11 protein-coding genes are annotated in these 16,966 nt (G+C 49.9%); 3 read left to right on the forward strand and 8 right to left on the reverse strand.

What is annotated here, in order from left to right; genetic code table 11:
• The first annotated feature begins 388 nt into the window (after positions 1-388).
• The gene (locus NQU17_12505) at positions 389-2,728 is read left to right on the forward strand and encodes an N-acetylmuramoyl-L-alanine amidase (GenBank protein ID UUM11461.1); all 2,340 of its coding nucleotides are present in this window, start codon (positions 389-391) and stop codon (positions 2,726-2,728) included.
• A 276-nt stretch (positions 2,729-3,004) separates the two neighbouring features.
• Positions 3,005-4,615, forward strand: a complete 1,611-nt coding sequence (locus NQU17_12510; GenBank protein UUM11462.1) for an IS1634 family transposase — start codon at positions 3,005-3,007, stop codon at positions 4,613-4,615.
• A gap of 393 nt (positions 4,616-5,008) precedes the next feature.
• Here NQU17_12510 and NQU17_12515 read toward each other — a convergent pair whose 3' ends face one another.
• The 5 genes from NQU17_12515 to recF all read right to left on the reverse strand — a co-directional run bounded on the left by NQU17_12515 (position 5,009) and on the right by recF (position 11,882).
• Positions 5,009-5,434, reverse strand: coding sequence for a hypothetical protein (locus tag NQU17_12515; protein ID UUM11463.1), 426 nt, complete (start codon positions 5,432-5,434; stop codon positions 5,009-5,011).
• A gap of 459 nt (positions 5,435-5,893) precedes the next feature.
• Positions 5,894-8,584, reverse strand: a complete 2,691-nt coding sequence (gene gyrA, locus NQU17_12520; GenBank protein UUM11464.1) for a DNA gyrase subunit A — start codon at positions 8,582-8,584, stop codon at positions 5,894-5,896.
• Between the two features lie 10 nt (positions 8,585-8,594).
• Positions 8,595-10,499 carry a DNA topoisomerase (ATP-hydrolyzing) subunit B gene (gene gyrB, locus NQU17_12525; protein UUM13514.1) on the reverse strand — a complete coding sequence of 635 codons (1,905 nt, stop codon included), beginning with the start codon at positions 10,497-10,499 and terminating at the stop codon, positions 8,595-8,597.
• A 7-nt stretch (positions 10,500-10,506) separates the two neighbouring features.
• Positions 10,507-10,788: a DUF370 domain-containing protein gene (locus tag NQU17_12530; GenBank protein ID UUM11465.1), complete on the reverse strand. Its 282-nt coding sequence runs from the start codon at positions 10,786-10,788 to the stop codon at positions 10,507-10,509.
• A complete protein-coding gene (gene recF, locus NQU17_12535) occupies positions 10,785-11,882 on the reverse strand; it encodes a DNA replication/repair protein RecF (GenBank protein ID UUM11466.1) in 1,098 nt (365 codons plus the stop codon). Before recF ends, NQU17_12530 begins: the two co-directional genes overlap by 4 nt.
• Before the next feature lie 497 nt (positions 11,883-12,379).
• On the opposite strand from recF, the gene NQU17_12540 reads away from it, so the two are divergent.
• Positions 12,380-12,805 (forward strand): Hsp20/alpha crystallin family protein, encoded by a 426-nt coding sequence (locus NQU17_12540; protein ID UUM11467.1) that lies wholly within the window; start codon positions 12,380-12,382, stop codon positions 12,803-12,805.
• 812 nt (positions 12,806-13,617) lie between these two features.
• Here NQU17_12540 and NQU17_12545 read toward each other — a convergent pair.
• From NQU17_12545 to dnaA, 3 genes are all read right to left on the reverse strand, one after another.
• On the reverse strand, positions 13,618-13,824 hold the full coding sequence (locus NQU17_12545) for an RNA-binding S4 domain-containing protein (protein UUM11468.1): 207 nt from the start codon (positions 13,822-13,824) through the stop codon (positions 13,618-13,620).
• Between the two features lie 5 nt (positions 13,825-13,829).
• Positions 13,830-14,930, reverse strand: coding sequence for a DNA polymerase III subunit beta (dnaN, locus tag NQU17_12550; GenBank protein UUM11469.1), 1,101 nt, complete (start codon positions 14,928-14,930; stop codon positions 13,830-13,832).
• Positions 14,931-15,189: 259 nt separating this feature from the next.
• The gene (dnaA, locus tag NQU17_12555; protein UUM11470.1) at positions 15,190-16,569 is read right to left on the reverse strand and encodes a chromosomal replication initiator protein DnaA; all 1,380 of its coding nucleotides are present in this window, start codon (positions 16,567-16,569) and stop codon (positions 15,190-15,192) included.
• Positions 16,570-16,966 lie beyond the last annotated feature (397 nt).

Genomic DNA, 16,966 nt, shown 5'->3' on the forward strand with positions numbered 1-16,966 from the left:
CCGTTGAAAACACTGGATTCACGCTTTGAATTTGGGCTAAAATAATGAAAATTAACCCTGATACAGAAAGGAAAACGGCTATAACAGGCCTGTATCCCAGCTTAGCGATCTTTTATCCACATACTGGGAATGGTCATGCAAATAGTAACAAAACGGTTAAAACCCTTGCAATACGTTATTCTTTGAAGAAAATCATTATAAAACTAGAAATCCTTAAAACGACGTTTTTTACTCTATTTTTTGATTTTCGAATTTACGTTCTATCATCCAAAATGGGCTAAAAATATTAAGATGAATTGTTATCAATTATGAAACAGTCATTTTATTAATTGACATTAACATAATACTGCTTTTAGTATAGTATTGAAGCGATAATGAGGAGGAGTATATGATGTTTAACAAAAGAGCACAGGAAATCATATTGAAAACGGCTCTTGTTTGTTCCGTCTCCGGTGCAGGGTACCTGGTCGGCGCACAGATCGAACCGCAAAAGAGCATCGTTTACGCGCAGACGGTCTATAAAACCACCGTGACCACGAGCATGCGCCGCGGTATGCGCAATGATGAGACGCTGATTGTCAAAATACCCTCCCGTCAGGCCGTCGATATCCTGGGCGTCTATCAGAATGGCGCCTGGGCAAAAGTGCGTTGGAACAACCGGACCGGCTATATCCGCACGATGTATCTGACCAAGGCCCAAAGTTCAGGATCTTCCGCCGCTGCCTCACCGAAATCCGGTTCTTCTGTCCGCTCGGACGGATACCACATGTTTACGGCGGAGTCCGTGACCCTTCGAACATCAGCTTCCTCTTCCTCGGAAAAACTGACGGTGCTGAAACCGGGAACCGATTTCCTTCTTATCGACCGAAAAGGCTCCTACTATAAGATCTACGTCAACAAACGCTATGGCTGGATCCCAGTCAGTTCAGCCCGGGACTACAGCAAGACTGGAAACAAATCCGAAACCAGTCAGTCCGCGAAGGAATCCACTTCGAAAAAAACTTCTAGTTCCGCCCAGTCTGTGAAGAGTGACGGCTACCATATGGTCACGCCAGGAACAGTCAATTTCCGGTCAGAGGCTTCCGCTGACAGCCGGAGGCTGGGTAGTCTCCCCGGCGGGAGCGATGTTCTCATCATTTCCCGGAAGGGCGACTGGCTGAAAGTATATGTCAACAAACGCTATGGCTATGTCCATAAAAAAAACCTGGCGGATTACGGAACGTCAGCCGCTGACAAGGCGCTGGCAGCAAACCGATCCGATCAGAAGGACTCCTCATCGGAGAAGAAACCCTCAACCGGTGCAGGCCAGTCTGATTCGGGCAAAGGCCAGTCCATCCAGTCCGATGGCTACCATATGTACGCCAAACGCCAGACAGTACTGAAGCAGGGAGCCGGTTCCTCATACAAGACCCGGACCACCGTGTCCGAGGGAACCGATTTTCTGATCATCGATCTGAAGGACGGCTGGTATAAAGTCCGCTACAACAAATCCTACAGCTGGGTGAAAAAATCAGATCTGACCGATTATACCAAAAGCAGTTCCTCAACCTCCGGCAGCGGTTCCTCCCAAGGATCCGGCTCTTCGCAGGACAGCTACCGCGGCGTCCATATCATGTCCACCAAACAGTCGGTGAAGCTGCTGGCAGGTCCCAACACGGACTTCAAGTCGAAGGCGACCCTGCCCAAAGGAACGGAAGTCACGGTCCTGAACGACTGGGGCTACTTCGTCAAGGTAAGCTACCAGGGCAAGGACGGCTATATCCACATGAAGCACCTCAAAAAAGCCCCAGGGTATACTTCTCCCGGCAGCAGCGGTTCCGGTTCAGGTTCCGGCGGCTCCGGCTCCGTCACCCCCAATGTCCAGACCCTGGGCGGCACCCGGTCCGACCAGGTGAAAATCAGCCACAACAAAAACTACAAGGATACTGACATCAAAATCAGCGGTTCCGTGAAGAATACCAGCGCGACCAAAGTCAGCGTATTCCTGAATGGCACGTACCTGAATCCTGGACGCCTCAGCGGTCAGTCCTTCAGCTACACCATTCCGTCCAATGTGACCCGTCCCGGCAGGAACGACCTGAGAATCCAGGTCGCGACCCCCGGCGGCCTCCTCTATCAGACCAGCACCTTCACCGTGACCAAGGTTCCCACCATCGTGGTGGATGCCGGCCACGGCGGACGCGATTCCGGAGCAGTCGGCAGTCTCAATGGCAAGGCAATCTATGAAAAAGACTATGACATCAAGTTCGCCAGCAATTTGCGCGATGAACTGATCAAGCTCGGTTTCCGGGTTGTGATGACCCGCACCACCGACTATGATGTGCCTCGGGCCGACCGGGCCTCACTGTCCAACCGCTCCGATGCCGACCTGCTGTTCTCTGTTCATCACAACGCCGGTTCCAGCACGGTATCCGGCGGGATGACCCTTTACCCCTCGACGAAAGCCAATCCTTCGACTCAGGCCGCCTTCAGCGAAAGCAGGAAATTATCCGAAATGATGAGCTCTGCTTATTCCAGCTCTGGCATGAACTACCGCGGCGCTTATCGGGACAAGGACATGTCCGGCGGTTCGCTCTACATGCTCCGCAATACCAACAGCAGATCCATCCTGACGGAAATCGGCTTCATCTCCCATGCAGGTGATGTCAAAAAAATCATTAACCCCGCTTTCCAGCAGGAACTGTCAAAAAAACTGGCCAATCAAGTCTATAACTTCTTCTACAAGTAAAGCAGATCCATTGACTTAGATACTGGTCAATTTCCAGACCTGGATTTCAAATAATCAACAAAAACATAAGTCTCACTCGAAGTCGAGTGAGACTTATGTTTTTGTTGAACTTATATATTTTAGATGGCTTTCCCTTACAACCTGGATTCCCGGTTCACCTAACGAGGAATCCTTTGTATTTTCTCAAAAACTATTGATATCACTTACTTTCTATCTATTAAACCTTGCGGTTATCCTAGTTATGTGTTACACTATACATAACTAGGAGGGCGTATTATGGCCATGGTTAATCAGTTCGATAAGCGCAGCGGAATTACTTACGTTTATGAATCAGTTTCCCATTGGGATAAGGAAAAACAACAGCCTCGGTCCAAACGGTCGCTCATCGGCAAACGAGATCCGGTCACCGGCGAAATCATCCCAACGGATGGACGGGGTAAAAAACGTCGGAACCCAGAGGCGGGTACAACTGAAGTCAAGCCTGGCCCTGTGCCCTTTACCGTAGCTGATCGTAAGTTCTACGGTGCCACGTATCTGTTGGATCAAATCGGAGACTCTCTCGGGCTTACAGAGGACCTCAAGGCTTGCTTTCCCTCTCTCTACAAGCAGATTCAATCCATCGCCTATTATCTGATCCTGGAGAGCGATTCCCCCTTGTTTCGATTTGAAAAATGGAGTACGCTCCACCGGCATCCCTATGGAGCCAATATCCCATCTCAGCGCAGCAGCGAGCTGTTTGCGGGCATCTCGGAAGAGTCCAAACAACGTTTTTTCAGCTGTCTTGCCAAGCGCCATCAGCCCGATGAGTATTGGGCCTATGACACCACCTCGGTGTCGAGTTATTCCCAAACCCTTCGTCAGGTCCAGTACGGGAAAAACAAAGAAAATGACCCCCTGGCGCAGCTGAACCTGGCCTTGGTCTTTGGACAAGACTCAGGGTTGCCGTTTTATTACAGAAAGCTCTCTGGCAACATTCCAGATGTCAGCACGATCAAAAATTTGCTGGCTGATTTCAAAGTGCTGGGCTTCGATAAAGTCAAGTTGGTCATGGACCGGGGATTTTACAGTGAAGCCAATATCAATGCGCTTCTTGGGGAGCGACTGAAGTTCATCATTGCCGCTGGCACGCATCTGGCCTATATCCGAAGACATATCGACGGGATCTATGACAGCATCCGATCCTTTGAAAACCTGGATGAGCAATATGGCTTATACTCCTCAACCATTCTGACTGACTGGGAGTTTCAAAAAGAACGCCCCAACAAGAAAGATGTCATCCGAGAAAAACGCCGGGTCTACCTGCACGCTTACTTCAACATTGAAAAATACGCGGATGAAGAAGCTCATTTTGATCGACGACTGCTGTCGATGAAGGGGGAAATCCTAAGCGGAAAACGTAATCCCGATCATGAGACGTTCTACAAGAAATACTTTGAAGTGACAGATACCCCGGTAAGGGGCATTAAAGTTACCGTGAAAGAAGATGTGGTCAAACAGACGAAGCGCTATTTTGGATTCTTTGCGCTGATGACCAATGAAAAGATGGATGCCATCACGGCTTTGACGCTGTATCGGAATAAAGATCTGGTGGAAAAGGCCTTCGGCAATATCAAGGAACGGCTCAATCTGAGGCGACTCTTGGTTTCCTCAGAAAAAAGCCTGGATGGAAAACTCTTTGTGGCCTTCGTCGCGCTCATCTATTTGTCCTACCTCAAAAAGCAGATGCAGGATAAAGGAATGTTCAAAGATTACACAATGCAGTCTCTGCTGGACAAGCTGGACGTCATAGAGTGCTTTGAAAATCCAGGCCATGACTTGAGGGTTGGTGAGATTCTCAACAAACAGAAGTTGATCTATGAATTCATGGGTGTTGAGACCCCATCATAGTTATGTGTTCCGGGAATCCAGGTTACAAAACTACTTCGAGAACAACGCGTCCAAAGTAACTTGATCAAACACCCCTGTATAAAACCATCTTGACTCCCATCAAGAGGATCAATACTTACCTGAACCTGCAACGGATCCTGGAACAATAACCTTGGATAAAATATAGCCTTGTCCAAATTCCATAGTATAACAAGAGTTTTTTTGATAGAAAAACTTGAAATAGCAGGACAAAATAATCCTTGATTCACTCAAAATAAGTGAATTCAAGGGCTTTGCCATTTTTTATTCCCAGACTCATGAAATAGAGAGATCTACTTTGAAAATAGTGTGTCCAAAACAACTTGAACAATACCGCCAAGTCAGGGCTGTACTATTTATGCTGGAGCAATTTACTTACTTAAAAAAGGAAATCAATGTATTAAGATCGTATACTCCAGAAGATTTTAGGTAAATACTGTCTTCCGTTACAATCGAATCGATCTGCTCCAAGAAGAATCCACTTTTCGATTTACTTGAATAAAATATCATTTCATATGGGAAACCAAAGTAACCTTTTGGTCGAGCGGATGAATACTTGAACTTTGATTGCTGAAGATAATTTATGACTTCACTTTTAGAAGCTTCATCCTCAATTGCATTAACCAATTTATGGCCATTATATAGCTCTATTTTAACAATCTCGGAAGCATTCATTCCTGTCAGATCCAGTAATGTAGCCGCTGGTTTCATATGATTCCACACATCGCCAGCTATTAAAAGAGCCAGCAAAACAAGAAGGGTAATTTTACCTATTTTCAATCGTCTTTTTGTTCGATCCATCTAATTACCGCCTCACATACTAAAATATCAGCTGCTTCATTAATCCACTTCCTGAGCTGTATGCCTTGCCATCAACTGAATTGGCTGCAGCATATCATTATGGTAATATCGCATCTCAAGTTCCCACTCCCGGATCCCATGTTGAATGACATTATTGATGTTGCACATATCTCCATAGTATCAGTTTTCCATGAATATGCTATTTTTGGGTGTTTTTTTCAGACTGTGACAATTATATTAATTAACTATAAAGTGGCTGCTGAAAAGATTAATCGGTTTTAGATTTTTTGTTCTGGTTGCTTTAGCCATGAACAGTTTCTATGATCGGTCATTGCTGAAAAATGATCATGTTGATCAGACTGCAAAACCCTGGCTTCGCAAATCTTGCGAAGCCAGGGTTTTGATTTTTCTTATGGTTGAAGCACGTTGTGCCTTGTTATGGAAAGGATTCCTGATAGATTATTCTTCCGGATTCTCTGGTTCTGAGTCTTCTTCGTCGGATTCTTCGTCGGAATCTTCTTCGTCGAACAGGTCGTCAATCAGGCTGTCGGCATCCTCTTCCAGCTCATCTTCTTCGAGGGAGAGGAAATCGTCCTGCGGATCCTGGTCTTCAAATTCATCCATATCCGTCAGTTCCTCGTTGTCAAAGTGCCGCTCATCGCGATCCAGCAGTTCTTCGGAGTCAATTTCCTCGACATCCACTTCTTCCTCGCTCTCCTGGGCCTTCTTGATTTTAGCCATGGAGACGACGGTAGTTTCATTGATGTTCTTCATCAGGATGACGCCGGTGGCATCGCGTGAGGTGACCGCGATGTCGCTGGCTTTGATCCGGATGGCCACGCCATCGGAGTTGACCAGCATTACTTCATCCTCATCGTTGATGATGCGGGCCGCGGCGACCTTTCCAGAGCGGCTGGTGACTTTGTAGGCTTTGGTGCCGAGTCCGCCGCGGGTCTGCTGGCGGAACAAGCTGATGGGCGTACGTTTTCCCAGACCTTTTTCGGATACCAGCAGCAGCTTTTCACCTTCCACCGCAATATCCATCGTTACGGCTTCATCGCCCTTGCGCAGGCGAATGGCGCGAACACCGGAGGAATTCCGTCCCATGGGCCGGACATTCTTTTCATTGAAGCGGATGGCCATGCCGTTTTTCGTGACGAAAATCAGCTCGGCTGATCCCTTGGTTGCCTTGACGTGGAGCAGTTCATCCTCATCCCGCAGGCGAATGGCAATCAGGCCGTTCTTTCTGAGGTTGGCGAAATCCTTCAGCGGCGTTTTCTTGATGATGCCCAGCTTCGTTCCCATGACCAGGAAGCTGCCGTCATTGATGGAACCGATGGAGAGCACGCACTGAATGCGTTCGTCCGCTTCCAGGGGCAGCAGATTGATGATGTTCATGCCCTTGGCACTGCGTCCGGCATCCGGAATCTCATAGGCCTTCAGCCGGTAGACCTTGCCCCGGTTGGTGAAGAAGAGCAGATGGCGGTGGGTCGAGGTGATGAACACATTGGTGATAAGGTCATCCTCTTTCATGTTCATGGCCTGAATGCCCTTGCCGCCGCGGCGCTGCGCCGAGTAGGCGTCCGTGGTGATCCGCTTGATGTAGCCCGAAGCGGTCAGGGTAATGACGACGTCTTCCTCGTTGATGAGGTCTTCATAGTCAATCTCATTTTCCTGCATTTCGATGGAGGTCCGGCGGGGATCGCCGTATTTTTCCTTGATCTCGAGCAGTTCGGTGCGGATGACATTCAGCAGGATCGCCTTGTCTTCCAGGATTCCCATGAGGCGGGTCATTTCCCGTTGCAGTTCGTCAAATTCCTGCTGGATTTTGCCGCCTTCCAGCTGAGAAAGCCGGCGCAGCCGCATGTCCAGGATCGCCACGGCCTGAATATCACTGAGTTCAAACCGTTCGATCAGCTCTGACTTGGCAGCTTCGGTGCTGGTGGAAGCCCGGATGATCCGGATCACTTCATCGATATGATTCAGGGCGATCAGCAAGCCTTCCAGGATATGAGCCCGTTCCCTGGCTTTGGCCAGATCATACTGGGTGCGGCGGGTGACGACCTCTTTCTGGAATTCAAGATAATGATAGAGCATCTGCTTCAGGTTCAGCAGCTTGGGCCGCATGTCAACCAGAGCCAGCATGTTGACGCCGAAGGTATCCTGCAGCTTGGTATGCTTGTACAGCTGATTCAGGACAATATGGGGATTGGCATCCCGCTTGATTTCAACAGAAATCAGCAGACCATTCCGGTCGGACAGATCTTCGATGTTCGAAATGCCGACGATCCGTTTTTCCTTTACCATCTCGGCAATGCTCTGCACCAGTTTGGCCTTGTTGACCTGATAGGGCAGTTCCGTTACTTCAATTCGGCTTCTGCCGTTCTTTTCCTCGACAATCTCAGCTCTTGCCCGGACCACCAGTTTGCCGCGGCCGGTTTCATAGGCTTCCCGGATGCCGGTAGTACCGTGAATGATACCACCGGTGGGGAAATCCGGTCCCTTGATGTAATGCAGCAGTTCCAGCACGCTGATGTCGGGCTGATCGATCATGGCGATGACGCCGTCGATGGTCTCACCCAGGTTGTGCGATGGAATATTTGTCGCCATGCCGACGGCAATGCCGACGGCGCCGTTGACCAGAAGGTTGGGGTAGCGGGACGGAAGCACGACGGGCTCTTTCTCATTGCCGTCGTAATTGGGCCGAAAATCAACCGTCTGCTTTTCAATGTCGCGGACCATTTCCACCGCCAGCTTGTCCATGCGGCACTCGGTATAACGCTGAGCCGCCGCGCCGTCGCCGTCAATGGAACCGAAGTTGCCCTGGCCGTCGACCAGAGGATAGCGGAACGAGAACGGCTGGGCCATACGTACCAGTGCGTCGTAGATGGAGGAGTCGCCGTGGGGATGGTATTTACCCATGACGTCACCGACGATACGGGCGCATTTCTTGTAGGACTTGTCCGGATACATGCCGGCTTCGTGCATTCCGAACAGGATGCGTTTATGGACGGGCTTCAGTCCGTCGCGGACATCGGGCAGTGCCCGGTCGACGATGACACTCATGGAGTAGTCGATGAAGCTTTTTTTCATTTCCTGGGATAGCTCAATATCCTCGATATGACCCTGGTTATTTTCAAATTCGCTCATTCCCTACCTCCTATAAGTCGATGTCGGCTTTGTTCGCGTTTTTTTCGATAAATTCCTTGCGCGGTTCGACCTTCTCACCCATCAGGATGGTCAGGATCTCATCGGCCACCTTGGCATCGTCGACATTGGCGCGCTTCAGTGTTCTGCGCTCGGGATCCATGGTCGTCTCCCAGAGCTGGTGCTCGGACATTTCTCCAAGACCTTTGTAACGCTGGATTTCAAACTGGGTTTCCTTGCCACCCATTTCTTCCAGGATCTGATCCTTTTCAGCATCGTCATAGGCATAGCGATACGTCTTGCCCTTGGATACCTTATACAGCGGCGGCATGGCCATGAAGACGTGTCCTTCGTCAACCAGAGGACGCATATAGCGGTAGAAGAAGGTCAGGAGCAGTGTCCGGATATGGGCCCCGTCGACATCGGCATCAGTCATGATGATAATCCGGTCATAGCGGAGCTTGCTGCGGTCAAAATCATTGCCGATGCCGGCGCCAAAGGCAGCAACCATGTTCTGGATGGTTTCCGAGCTGAGGATGCGGTCCAGGCGCTGCTTCTCGACATTGAGAATCTTGCCCCGCAGCGGCAGGATGGCCTGGAAGCGGGAATCCCGTCCGGTCTTGGCAGTACCGCCGGCGGAATCTCCTTCGACGATGTAGATCTCACATTCCTTGGGATCCTTGGAGCGGCAGTCTGCCAGTTTTCCCGGCAGCGTGGTGGATTCCAGAACGCTTTTTCGGGAAATCTCCCGGGCTTTGCGCGCCGCTTCGCGGGCGCGGGCCGCCATTAAGCTCTTGTCCAGAATCAGCCGGCCGATTTGGGGATTTTCCTCCAGGTACTCTGCCAGCTGGGCTGTGGTAATCTGGTCCACCGCGGTTCTGGCTTCGGAGTTACCCAGCTTCTGCTTGGTCTGTCCCTCGAACTGAGGCTCTTCCAGCTTGACGGAAATGATGGCGGTGAGTCCTTCCCGGACGTCCTCGCCGGTCAGTTTCTCGCCATCCTTGACATAGCCGAAGCGCTTGCCGTAGTCATTGATAACCTTGGTCAGGGCGCGCCGGAAGCCTTCCAGGTGCATGCCGCCCTCTTTGGTGACGATGTTATTGGCATAGGATGAGATGTTTTCCACATAGCTGTCCGTGTACTGGAGGGCCAGTTCCACTTCCATGGTGTCAAATTTCTCATCAACATAAATAATTTCCTGATGCAGCGGAACCTTGTTCCGGTTCATGTATTCCACGTATTCCCGGATTCCGCCTTCGTAGTGGAAGGACTCGCTGACCGGGCTGTCTTCCCGTTCGTCCGTGACTGTAATGCGCAGACCCTTGTTCAGGAAGGCCAGTTCGCGCAGCCGGGCAACCAGAATATCATAATCGTAGACCCGTTCCTCAAAAATCTGGTCATCCGCCTTGAAGGTGGTTTTCGTGCCATGACCCGTCGTGGTTCCAATCACCTGGAGAGGTTCCACCGGGAATCCTCGCCGGAATTCCTGCATGTGGACATGGCCGTCGCGGGATACTTCCACCCGCATGTACTGAGACAGGGCATTGACGACCGAAGCGCCGACGCCGTGAAGGCCGCCGGATACCTTGTATCCCCCGCCGCCGAACTTGCCGCCGGCATGGAGCACGGTGTGAATGACTTCAACGGTGGATTTCCCCAGTTTCTGGTTCATGCCTACGGGCATGCCGCGGCCGTCGTCCTGAACGGTAACCGAATTGTCGGGGTGGATATAGACTTCAATGTGCGTAGCAAATCCGGCCAGGGCTTCATCGATGGAATTATCGACGATTTCCGTAACCAGATGGTGCAGCCCCACCAGCGAGGTGGAACCAATATACATACCGGGGCGCTTACGGACAGCCTCCAGTCCCTCCAGGACCTGGATCTGGCTGTCGTCATACTGACCGGCCCGTTCCATTAACGTTTTATCTTCCATGATTGGTCTCCTCCTGATCGAAGGCGGACTGAGCCCGCCGGATTAAAGTCTGTGTCGAAATGGGTGACAGGTATACGATGGATTTATGATCCTTCTCGGCCACCACAAAGGACTTGGGCGGATCATCCGAAATCTGGTGGATAAAGCCCTCATCACCGGCTGTCTTTAAAAAAGACAGATTGTCTGAGGAATTGCCGTTGTTTTCCAGATTAAAGATCCCGATGATCTCCCGAAACTGGACCGATATATTTTCTCCCAAATGCAGGATCATCCGATTACCTCCATGGCTGCTGTGCCTTCCTTGATCTGGAACACCCTGGCCCCTTCGATCAGACGTTTTTCTATGTTTTCATAACCTGTCATCGTAATGATGGTCTGTATGCCCTCGATGGATGACAGAATGAAATTCTGCCGGGACAGATCCAGTTCGCTGAGCACGTCATCCAGCAGCAGGACCGGAAATTCACCGGTCAGCTCGCGGATGATCCAGAGCGAGGCAAATTTCAGAGTCAGGATGACGGTGCGCTGCTGACCCTGGGAACCGAAGGTTCTGGCGTCGGCGCCGTTGATGAGTATGGCGAAATCGTCGCGATGCGGTCCGACGGATGTCGCGGCGCGATCCATATCGTGGCGCCGGTGCTCAGCCAGCAGCTGTTTCAGCGAAGCTTCCAGAGGCTTCGCCGGATCCAGGCTGGTCCGGTATACAATCTCAATCTCCTCTTTACCCCCGGTAATCTCGTGATGGATCGGGCGGGCCTTGGTATTGAGTTGTTCGATATATTCCAGCCGGCGCTGGATAATGCGCGCTCCGTACTGGGCGGCGTTGGTGTCATAGACATCCAGCACCGTCCGGTCGACCGATCGCATCTTAAGCAGATTATTTCGCTCCTGGATCACTTTGTTGTAGCTCACCAGGTCGTGATAATAGAATTTATCCAGGGCGCTGATCTCCATGTCGAGAAAGCGGCGCCTGGTTCCAGGAGTCTCCTTGACAATCTTCAGATCCTCCGGCGAGAACATAATGACGTACAGGTTTCCCAAAAGATCTGGAATCCGCGTGATCTTGCGGCCGTTGACCTCAATAAACTTGCGGCCCTCGCTGTTGAAGCGAAGGACAATCTGCTTGTCCACCGGTTCCCGCTTAACTTTCACCGACACCTGGGTAAATGGCGCGTCAAACCGCTGCATTTCTTTATCCCGGGTGGTACGGTGACTCCGTCCGTAGGCACAAAAAAATACTGCCTCAAGTATATTGGTCTTTCCCTGGGCATTGTCTCCGGTAAGGATGTTTACTCCTTGGACCGGCTCAATATTCAGCTTTTCATAATTTCGAAAGTTTTTTAATTCCAAATTTTCAATATACATACGAACCTCTACCTTAAAATTATACCATAAAATGGCAGAAAGTTCAGATTTGGCAAGGGTTTGAGGTGGTTTGGTCTTCCTTGGGACAGTTTCATCAACCCCCGCAAGCCTTGCAGTCAGCCCATATTCAGACCTCTGAAAATCATTGATAAATCATCCTGTAAAAGACTTAAAATTTATCATTCCACTTAGTATACAGCTGCAAATTCCAGTTGTTTTCTATCAAAAGCGAATTTTTATTGCCATTTTTTGGAGAGTCGCCGGACTTCTGCTTTTTCCAACCCTGTATCAGGTCTCCAGTCAAAGTACTTAGAGAATCAAAGCCTTGCTTAGAGAATATAAGCTTTTGTCAGCTATTATACCCAGATCTGCTGTCAGCTGGTTCAGATGCCTTCAAAATCCCCTGATTCTCATTTCATTCATGGGCAGTCCGTCCTATATTGAAGTTAGGAACAGGCCGAACCTGCTTTGAATTTTATGGAACGGAGGTAAAGAAAATGGCTGATTTATTCCCTATGCTGACCGGTCCGTCGCTGATGCCGGAAGACCGCTTCTTCCGAAAATTCTTTGACAGTCTGACCGATCATAAAAACTCACTGGCCATCGACCTGAAGGACGAAGGCGACCATTTCCTTCTGGAAGCTGACATGCCTGGCATTGCCAAGGAAAATATCAAAATCCACTACAAAGACAATGTCCTGACCATTCAGACCGAAAAGACGGAAGAGAAAAAAGAGGAAAACGAGGAAAAGCGGTACATGATGAGAGAGCGCTACTCCTCTTCCAGCAAGCGTCAGATCATCCTGGAAAATGTCAAAGCCGATGAAATTACTGCAGCCCTGGACAACGGCATCCTTCGGATCACCCTCCCCAAGAAAGAAAAGGAACCGGAAACCAATGTCCGCGAGATAGAAATTAAATAGGGCTATAGACAGCTCACGGAAGAAGAGTCTTCCGTGAGCTGTTCTTTATCCGGACACATGGCACCGACAGGAGTGCTCGGCTTCTTGCCTCGCTTGGCTGAGAGGCGAGAAGCTCGGCGAGGTTCGAATGATTCCCCGGATTGTCCTGTCAGGGCTGGAGCAGTTCGGGAGCTGCCAGCCCATGACACCGATGCATCGAATCCTTTGCGGATCCTGCGGTCGCACAGACGGAGTCTGGCCACAGCCAAAAAAACATTATCCTGGGTGGATTCAGTAAACCAGTGTCACCTTCATCAGCCAGGAGCGTCGTCGGACCCGGCCGTGAACCTTGTCAGGGTGACCGGGATGGATGGCGAAAGCCTCACCCAATGATGTAGCCCAGGAATCATTCGGTTGTGATCCGCGAGGTCGATCGGTCTGCGGGGTCGTACGGATTTCCCGCAAGAATCTCCAAAAGCCGATCTTCGAAATCAGGGGCAGATCAAGAGAAGGTCGGCGGCCGAGGCCGGGTCAGATCACTGACCTGCAATCCTCGATAAACCAGGCTAGTTATCTTACGGTGATCTGACCTGCCTGATTAGGAGTTCACATCAAGCCGAGCAGATCATTCGATGGTCATTCGAATTCCCTGGCCTCTGGAAAAGCTGTGAACCTGGGCTAAGTCAAATTCAGTTTTTTTCTGATGTCAAAGCGAGACAGTCCCCTGCTCACCCACAGAGAAATGTCTGGGAATACCAGGGAATGTCAGCGTTTTGTCCAGGAAATAAGGCGCTAAAAAATAAATTGTGTTTTTTGGGCTAAAAACCCCGGGGCTATTTCACCGTGACTTTCTGTCCGCTGAATTCCACGACATCACCAGGACGAATCTTTTTGGAGCGCTCAGTACAGACCGTACCGTTGAGCCGGACCAGCCCATCCTGGATAAAATGCTTGGCTTCACCGCCCATGGATGCCAGACCCGCCAGTTTCAGCAGAGAATCCAGCCGGATAAACTCCGTATCGATTTTGATTTCGATCATGGCCATTACCGGGCGATCCGAACCGGGAGCACAAGATACAGGCTCTTGTCGTTGTCTTCCGGCCGAACAATACAGGGCGAGATGTTGGAGGTCATCTCCATCACGATCTTGTCCTCATCCATGGTTTTCAGGATGTCGATAATGTATTTGGCGTTAAAGGCAATTTCCAGTGATTCCCCGGTCATTTCGCCGTAGACTTCTTCCCGGAGTTTTCCCAGTTTTGAGTTGGAGGTGATGACCAGGGTATTGTCTTCAAACAGGAATTTAATCAGGTTTGAGGTGCCTTCATTGGCCATAACCGAAGCCCGCTCCGTCGCATCGCGGAACTCATTCTTGTCTATGACGACGCTGAGTTTGGAGTAATCGGGGATCATGTTCTGGTACTTCAGGTAGTCGCCCTGGAGCAGACGGGATATAATCCGGGTTTTACCCAGCTCAAACAGGACGTGATTGTCCGTGAAGGAAAGCCGGACTTCCTCGTCGGAATCCTGAATCACGGATAACAGGTCCCGTAAGGTCTTGCCGGATATAACCCGCTTGATCTCCACCGGAGTCTCGAGTTCTTCCGTGACCATAGCCATGCGATAACCATCCAGCCCAACCATGTTCAGTTTGCCATCGGCTGCTTCAAACAGCATGCCCATAAGAATCGGCCGGGTGTCTTCTGTGGCTACGGAGGACAGGACTTTACGAACCATGTTCTTGAGTCCGCTCTGAGTCAGGGACAGTGAAGTGGTTTCCTCGACCTCCGGGAAAACCGGGAAATCAGTGGGATCCATGTAGAGCAGATTCAGGACTGATTTTTCGGCTGAAATGGTGACCGTGTTGTTGTCAGCTGTTTCCAGGGTGATGATGTTGTTGGGTAGCTTGCGGATGATGTCTCCGAACATGCGTGAGTCCACGACGATGCGGCCTTCCTCATGAATTTCCGTGGGAAAGGATGTCTCCATGGAGACATCGACATCGGTTCCCCGCAGAGTCAATGTGCCTCCCTTGGCTTCCACCAGGATGCCTTCCAGGATCGGAATGGGAGATTTGGCTGCAACAGCTTTTTGGACAACATTGACGGCATCGACCAGATCTTTTTTATTCACCTTGAGAATCATTGTTTTTCCTCCATCGCTTGGTTATCAACAGGTGTCGGGTTGACCCTTTTTTATTGATTATTTATTGTTCTAAAACAGTAGTTTGTAGTAGGGGCTGTGAATTTGTTGATATGTGGTTATTATCGGCCTGGCGCAAGGCTTTGGCCCGTGGATGACGCTTCGGATAACCGAAGGATAAAACAGGGGGTTATCAACAGGCTGGAAAGACTGTCAGACCATCCACAGGGAATGCACAGCGGGCTATGCGTAGTTTTGTGGATTAATTGCTGAGCTTTTTGGTGATGTTGTCCACTGTGGTTTTTAAGGCTGAATCACTTGCCAGTGCTTCGTGGATCTTCGTGTAGGCATGCATGACCGTGGTGTGGTCCTTATTGAATTCCTCGCCGATTTTTGGCAGGGAGGTGGATGTCAGGGTACGGGAAAGATACATTGCGATCTGGCGCGGCATGGCCACATTTCTGGTACGGCGCTGCCCCTTCAGGTCATCAACGGATAAATTATAATAATTGGCAACTACTTCCTGAATCAGTTCAACAGAAAGTTCTCTGTTTCGTGACTCGGAGACCAGATCCTTCAGCGCTTCTGTCGCCAGATCCACCGTGATCGCTTCATCCGTCAGACGCGCGTAGGCCATGACCCGGATCAGGGCGCCTTCCAGTTCACGGATGTTGGATTTGATTTTGGTGGCGATGTATATAAGGATATCATCCGGTACACTAATCTTGTCTGCTTCGGCTTTCTTCTTTAATATAGCGACTCGTGTTTCAAAATCCGGTGCTTCGATATCGGCGATGAGCCCTGAAGCAAACCGGGTGCGAAGCCGGTCTTCCAACGTGGGGATTTCATTGGGCGGGCGGTCCGAGGACAGGATGATCTGCTTGTTGGAATCCTTCAGTTCGTTGAAGGTATGGAACAGTTCCTGCTGCGTGCTTTCCTTGCCCGCAATAAATTGGATGTCATCGATCAGGATCACATCAACATTTTTGCGGTATTTTTCCCGGAAGGCCTCGTTGGAGTTATTCTGGATGGAATGGATCATTTCATTCATGAATTTTTCCGAGGAGACATACACAACGCGGGCATTTCGATTCTTTTCCTTGATGCGGTGGCCAATGGCATGCATCAGATGGGTCTTACCCAGCCCGACTCCGCCGTATATGAACAGTGGATTATAGGTTTCATTGGGTGAATCGGCAACAGCCAGGCAGGCCGCATGGGCGAACCGGTTGGAATTACCGATGACGAAGGTCTCAAACGTGTATTTCGGATTGAGATTGCCTGCATCGCTGCCGTTTCCATTGCCGTTGGCATTGGCGGCTGTCGGTTTTTGGGGTCTGGCTTCTTCCTTGCTTTTTTTCTCCTCGACGGACAACTCAGAATCGGGAAGATCACCGATGATGATATCGATGGCTAAATCCTGCCTGGTTATATGGGCCACGGAGTTTTTCAGCAGATCCATATATTTTTGCTCAATGATCTCGCGGATCATCTTGTTTGGTACACTTAATGTGAGTTTTCGGTCTGCGATTTTCTCCGGCCGAATCGGTAAAAACCAGGTTTTGAAACTGACCGGGGCCATTATTTCATCTTCAATAATCTTTAGCACATCCTGCCAGATGCCTTCCAGATTGTCCCTCATGTTCGATAGTCTCCTTTGATCTTATGTTGATAAGTTCAATCCACAGCTGTGTATAATGTTACGGTCGCGTTCGTTCTTCGGAATCTATGCACAGGGAACCCATGATGCTTTTCCACTGGCCGGATGACCGCTGCATCTTTGCGATGCTTGATTTTATGTCGTGTGGCTTAAATTTTCTCCAAAGTAATTTCACATGTTATCCACAAGTTAATCACAGGCCCGAAGTTATCCACAGGATCTTGTGATATAATGGGGATAAAATAAAATGAGGACCCGCTGAGAATCTAGTGATTCCAATGGGTTCCGCAGTTTTCGTGTTTTAATGATAACATAGTTGGGTTTACTAAAACAATAAGTTATCCACAGAAATCTGGGCTAAAATACCCTGGACCACTTG

Source organism: Clostridiaceae bacterium HFYG-1003, from assembly GCA_024579835.1.
Taxonomy (GTDB): domain Bacteria; phylum Bacillota; class Clostridia; order Clostridiales; family Clostridiaceae; genus JG1575.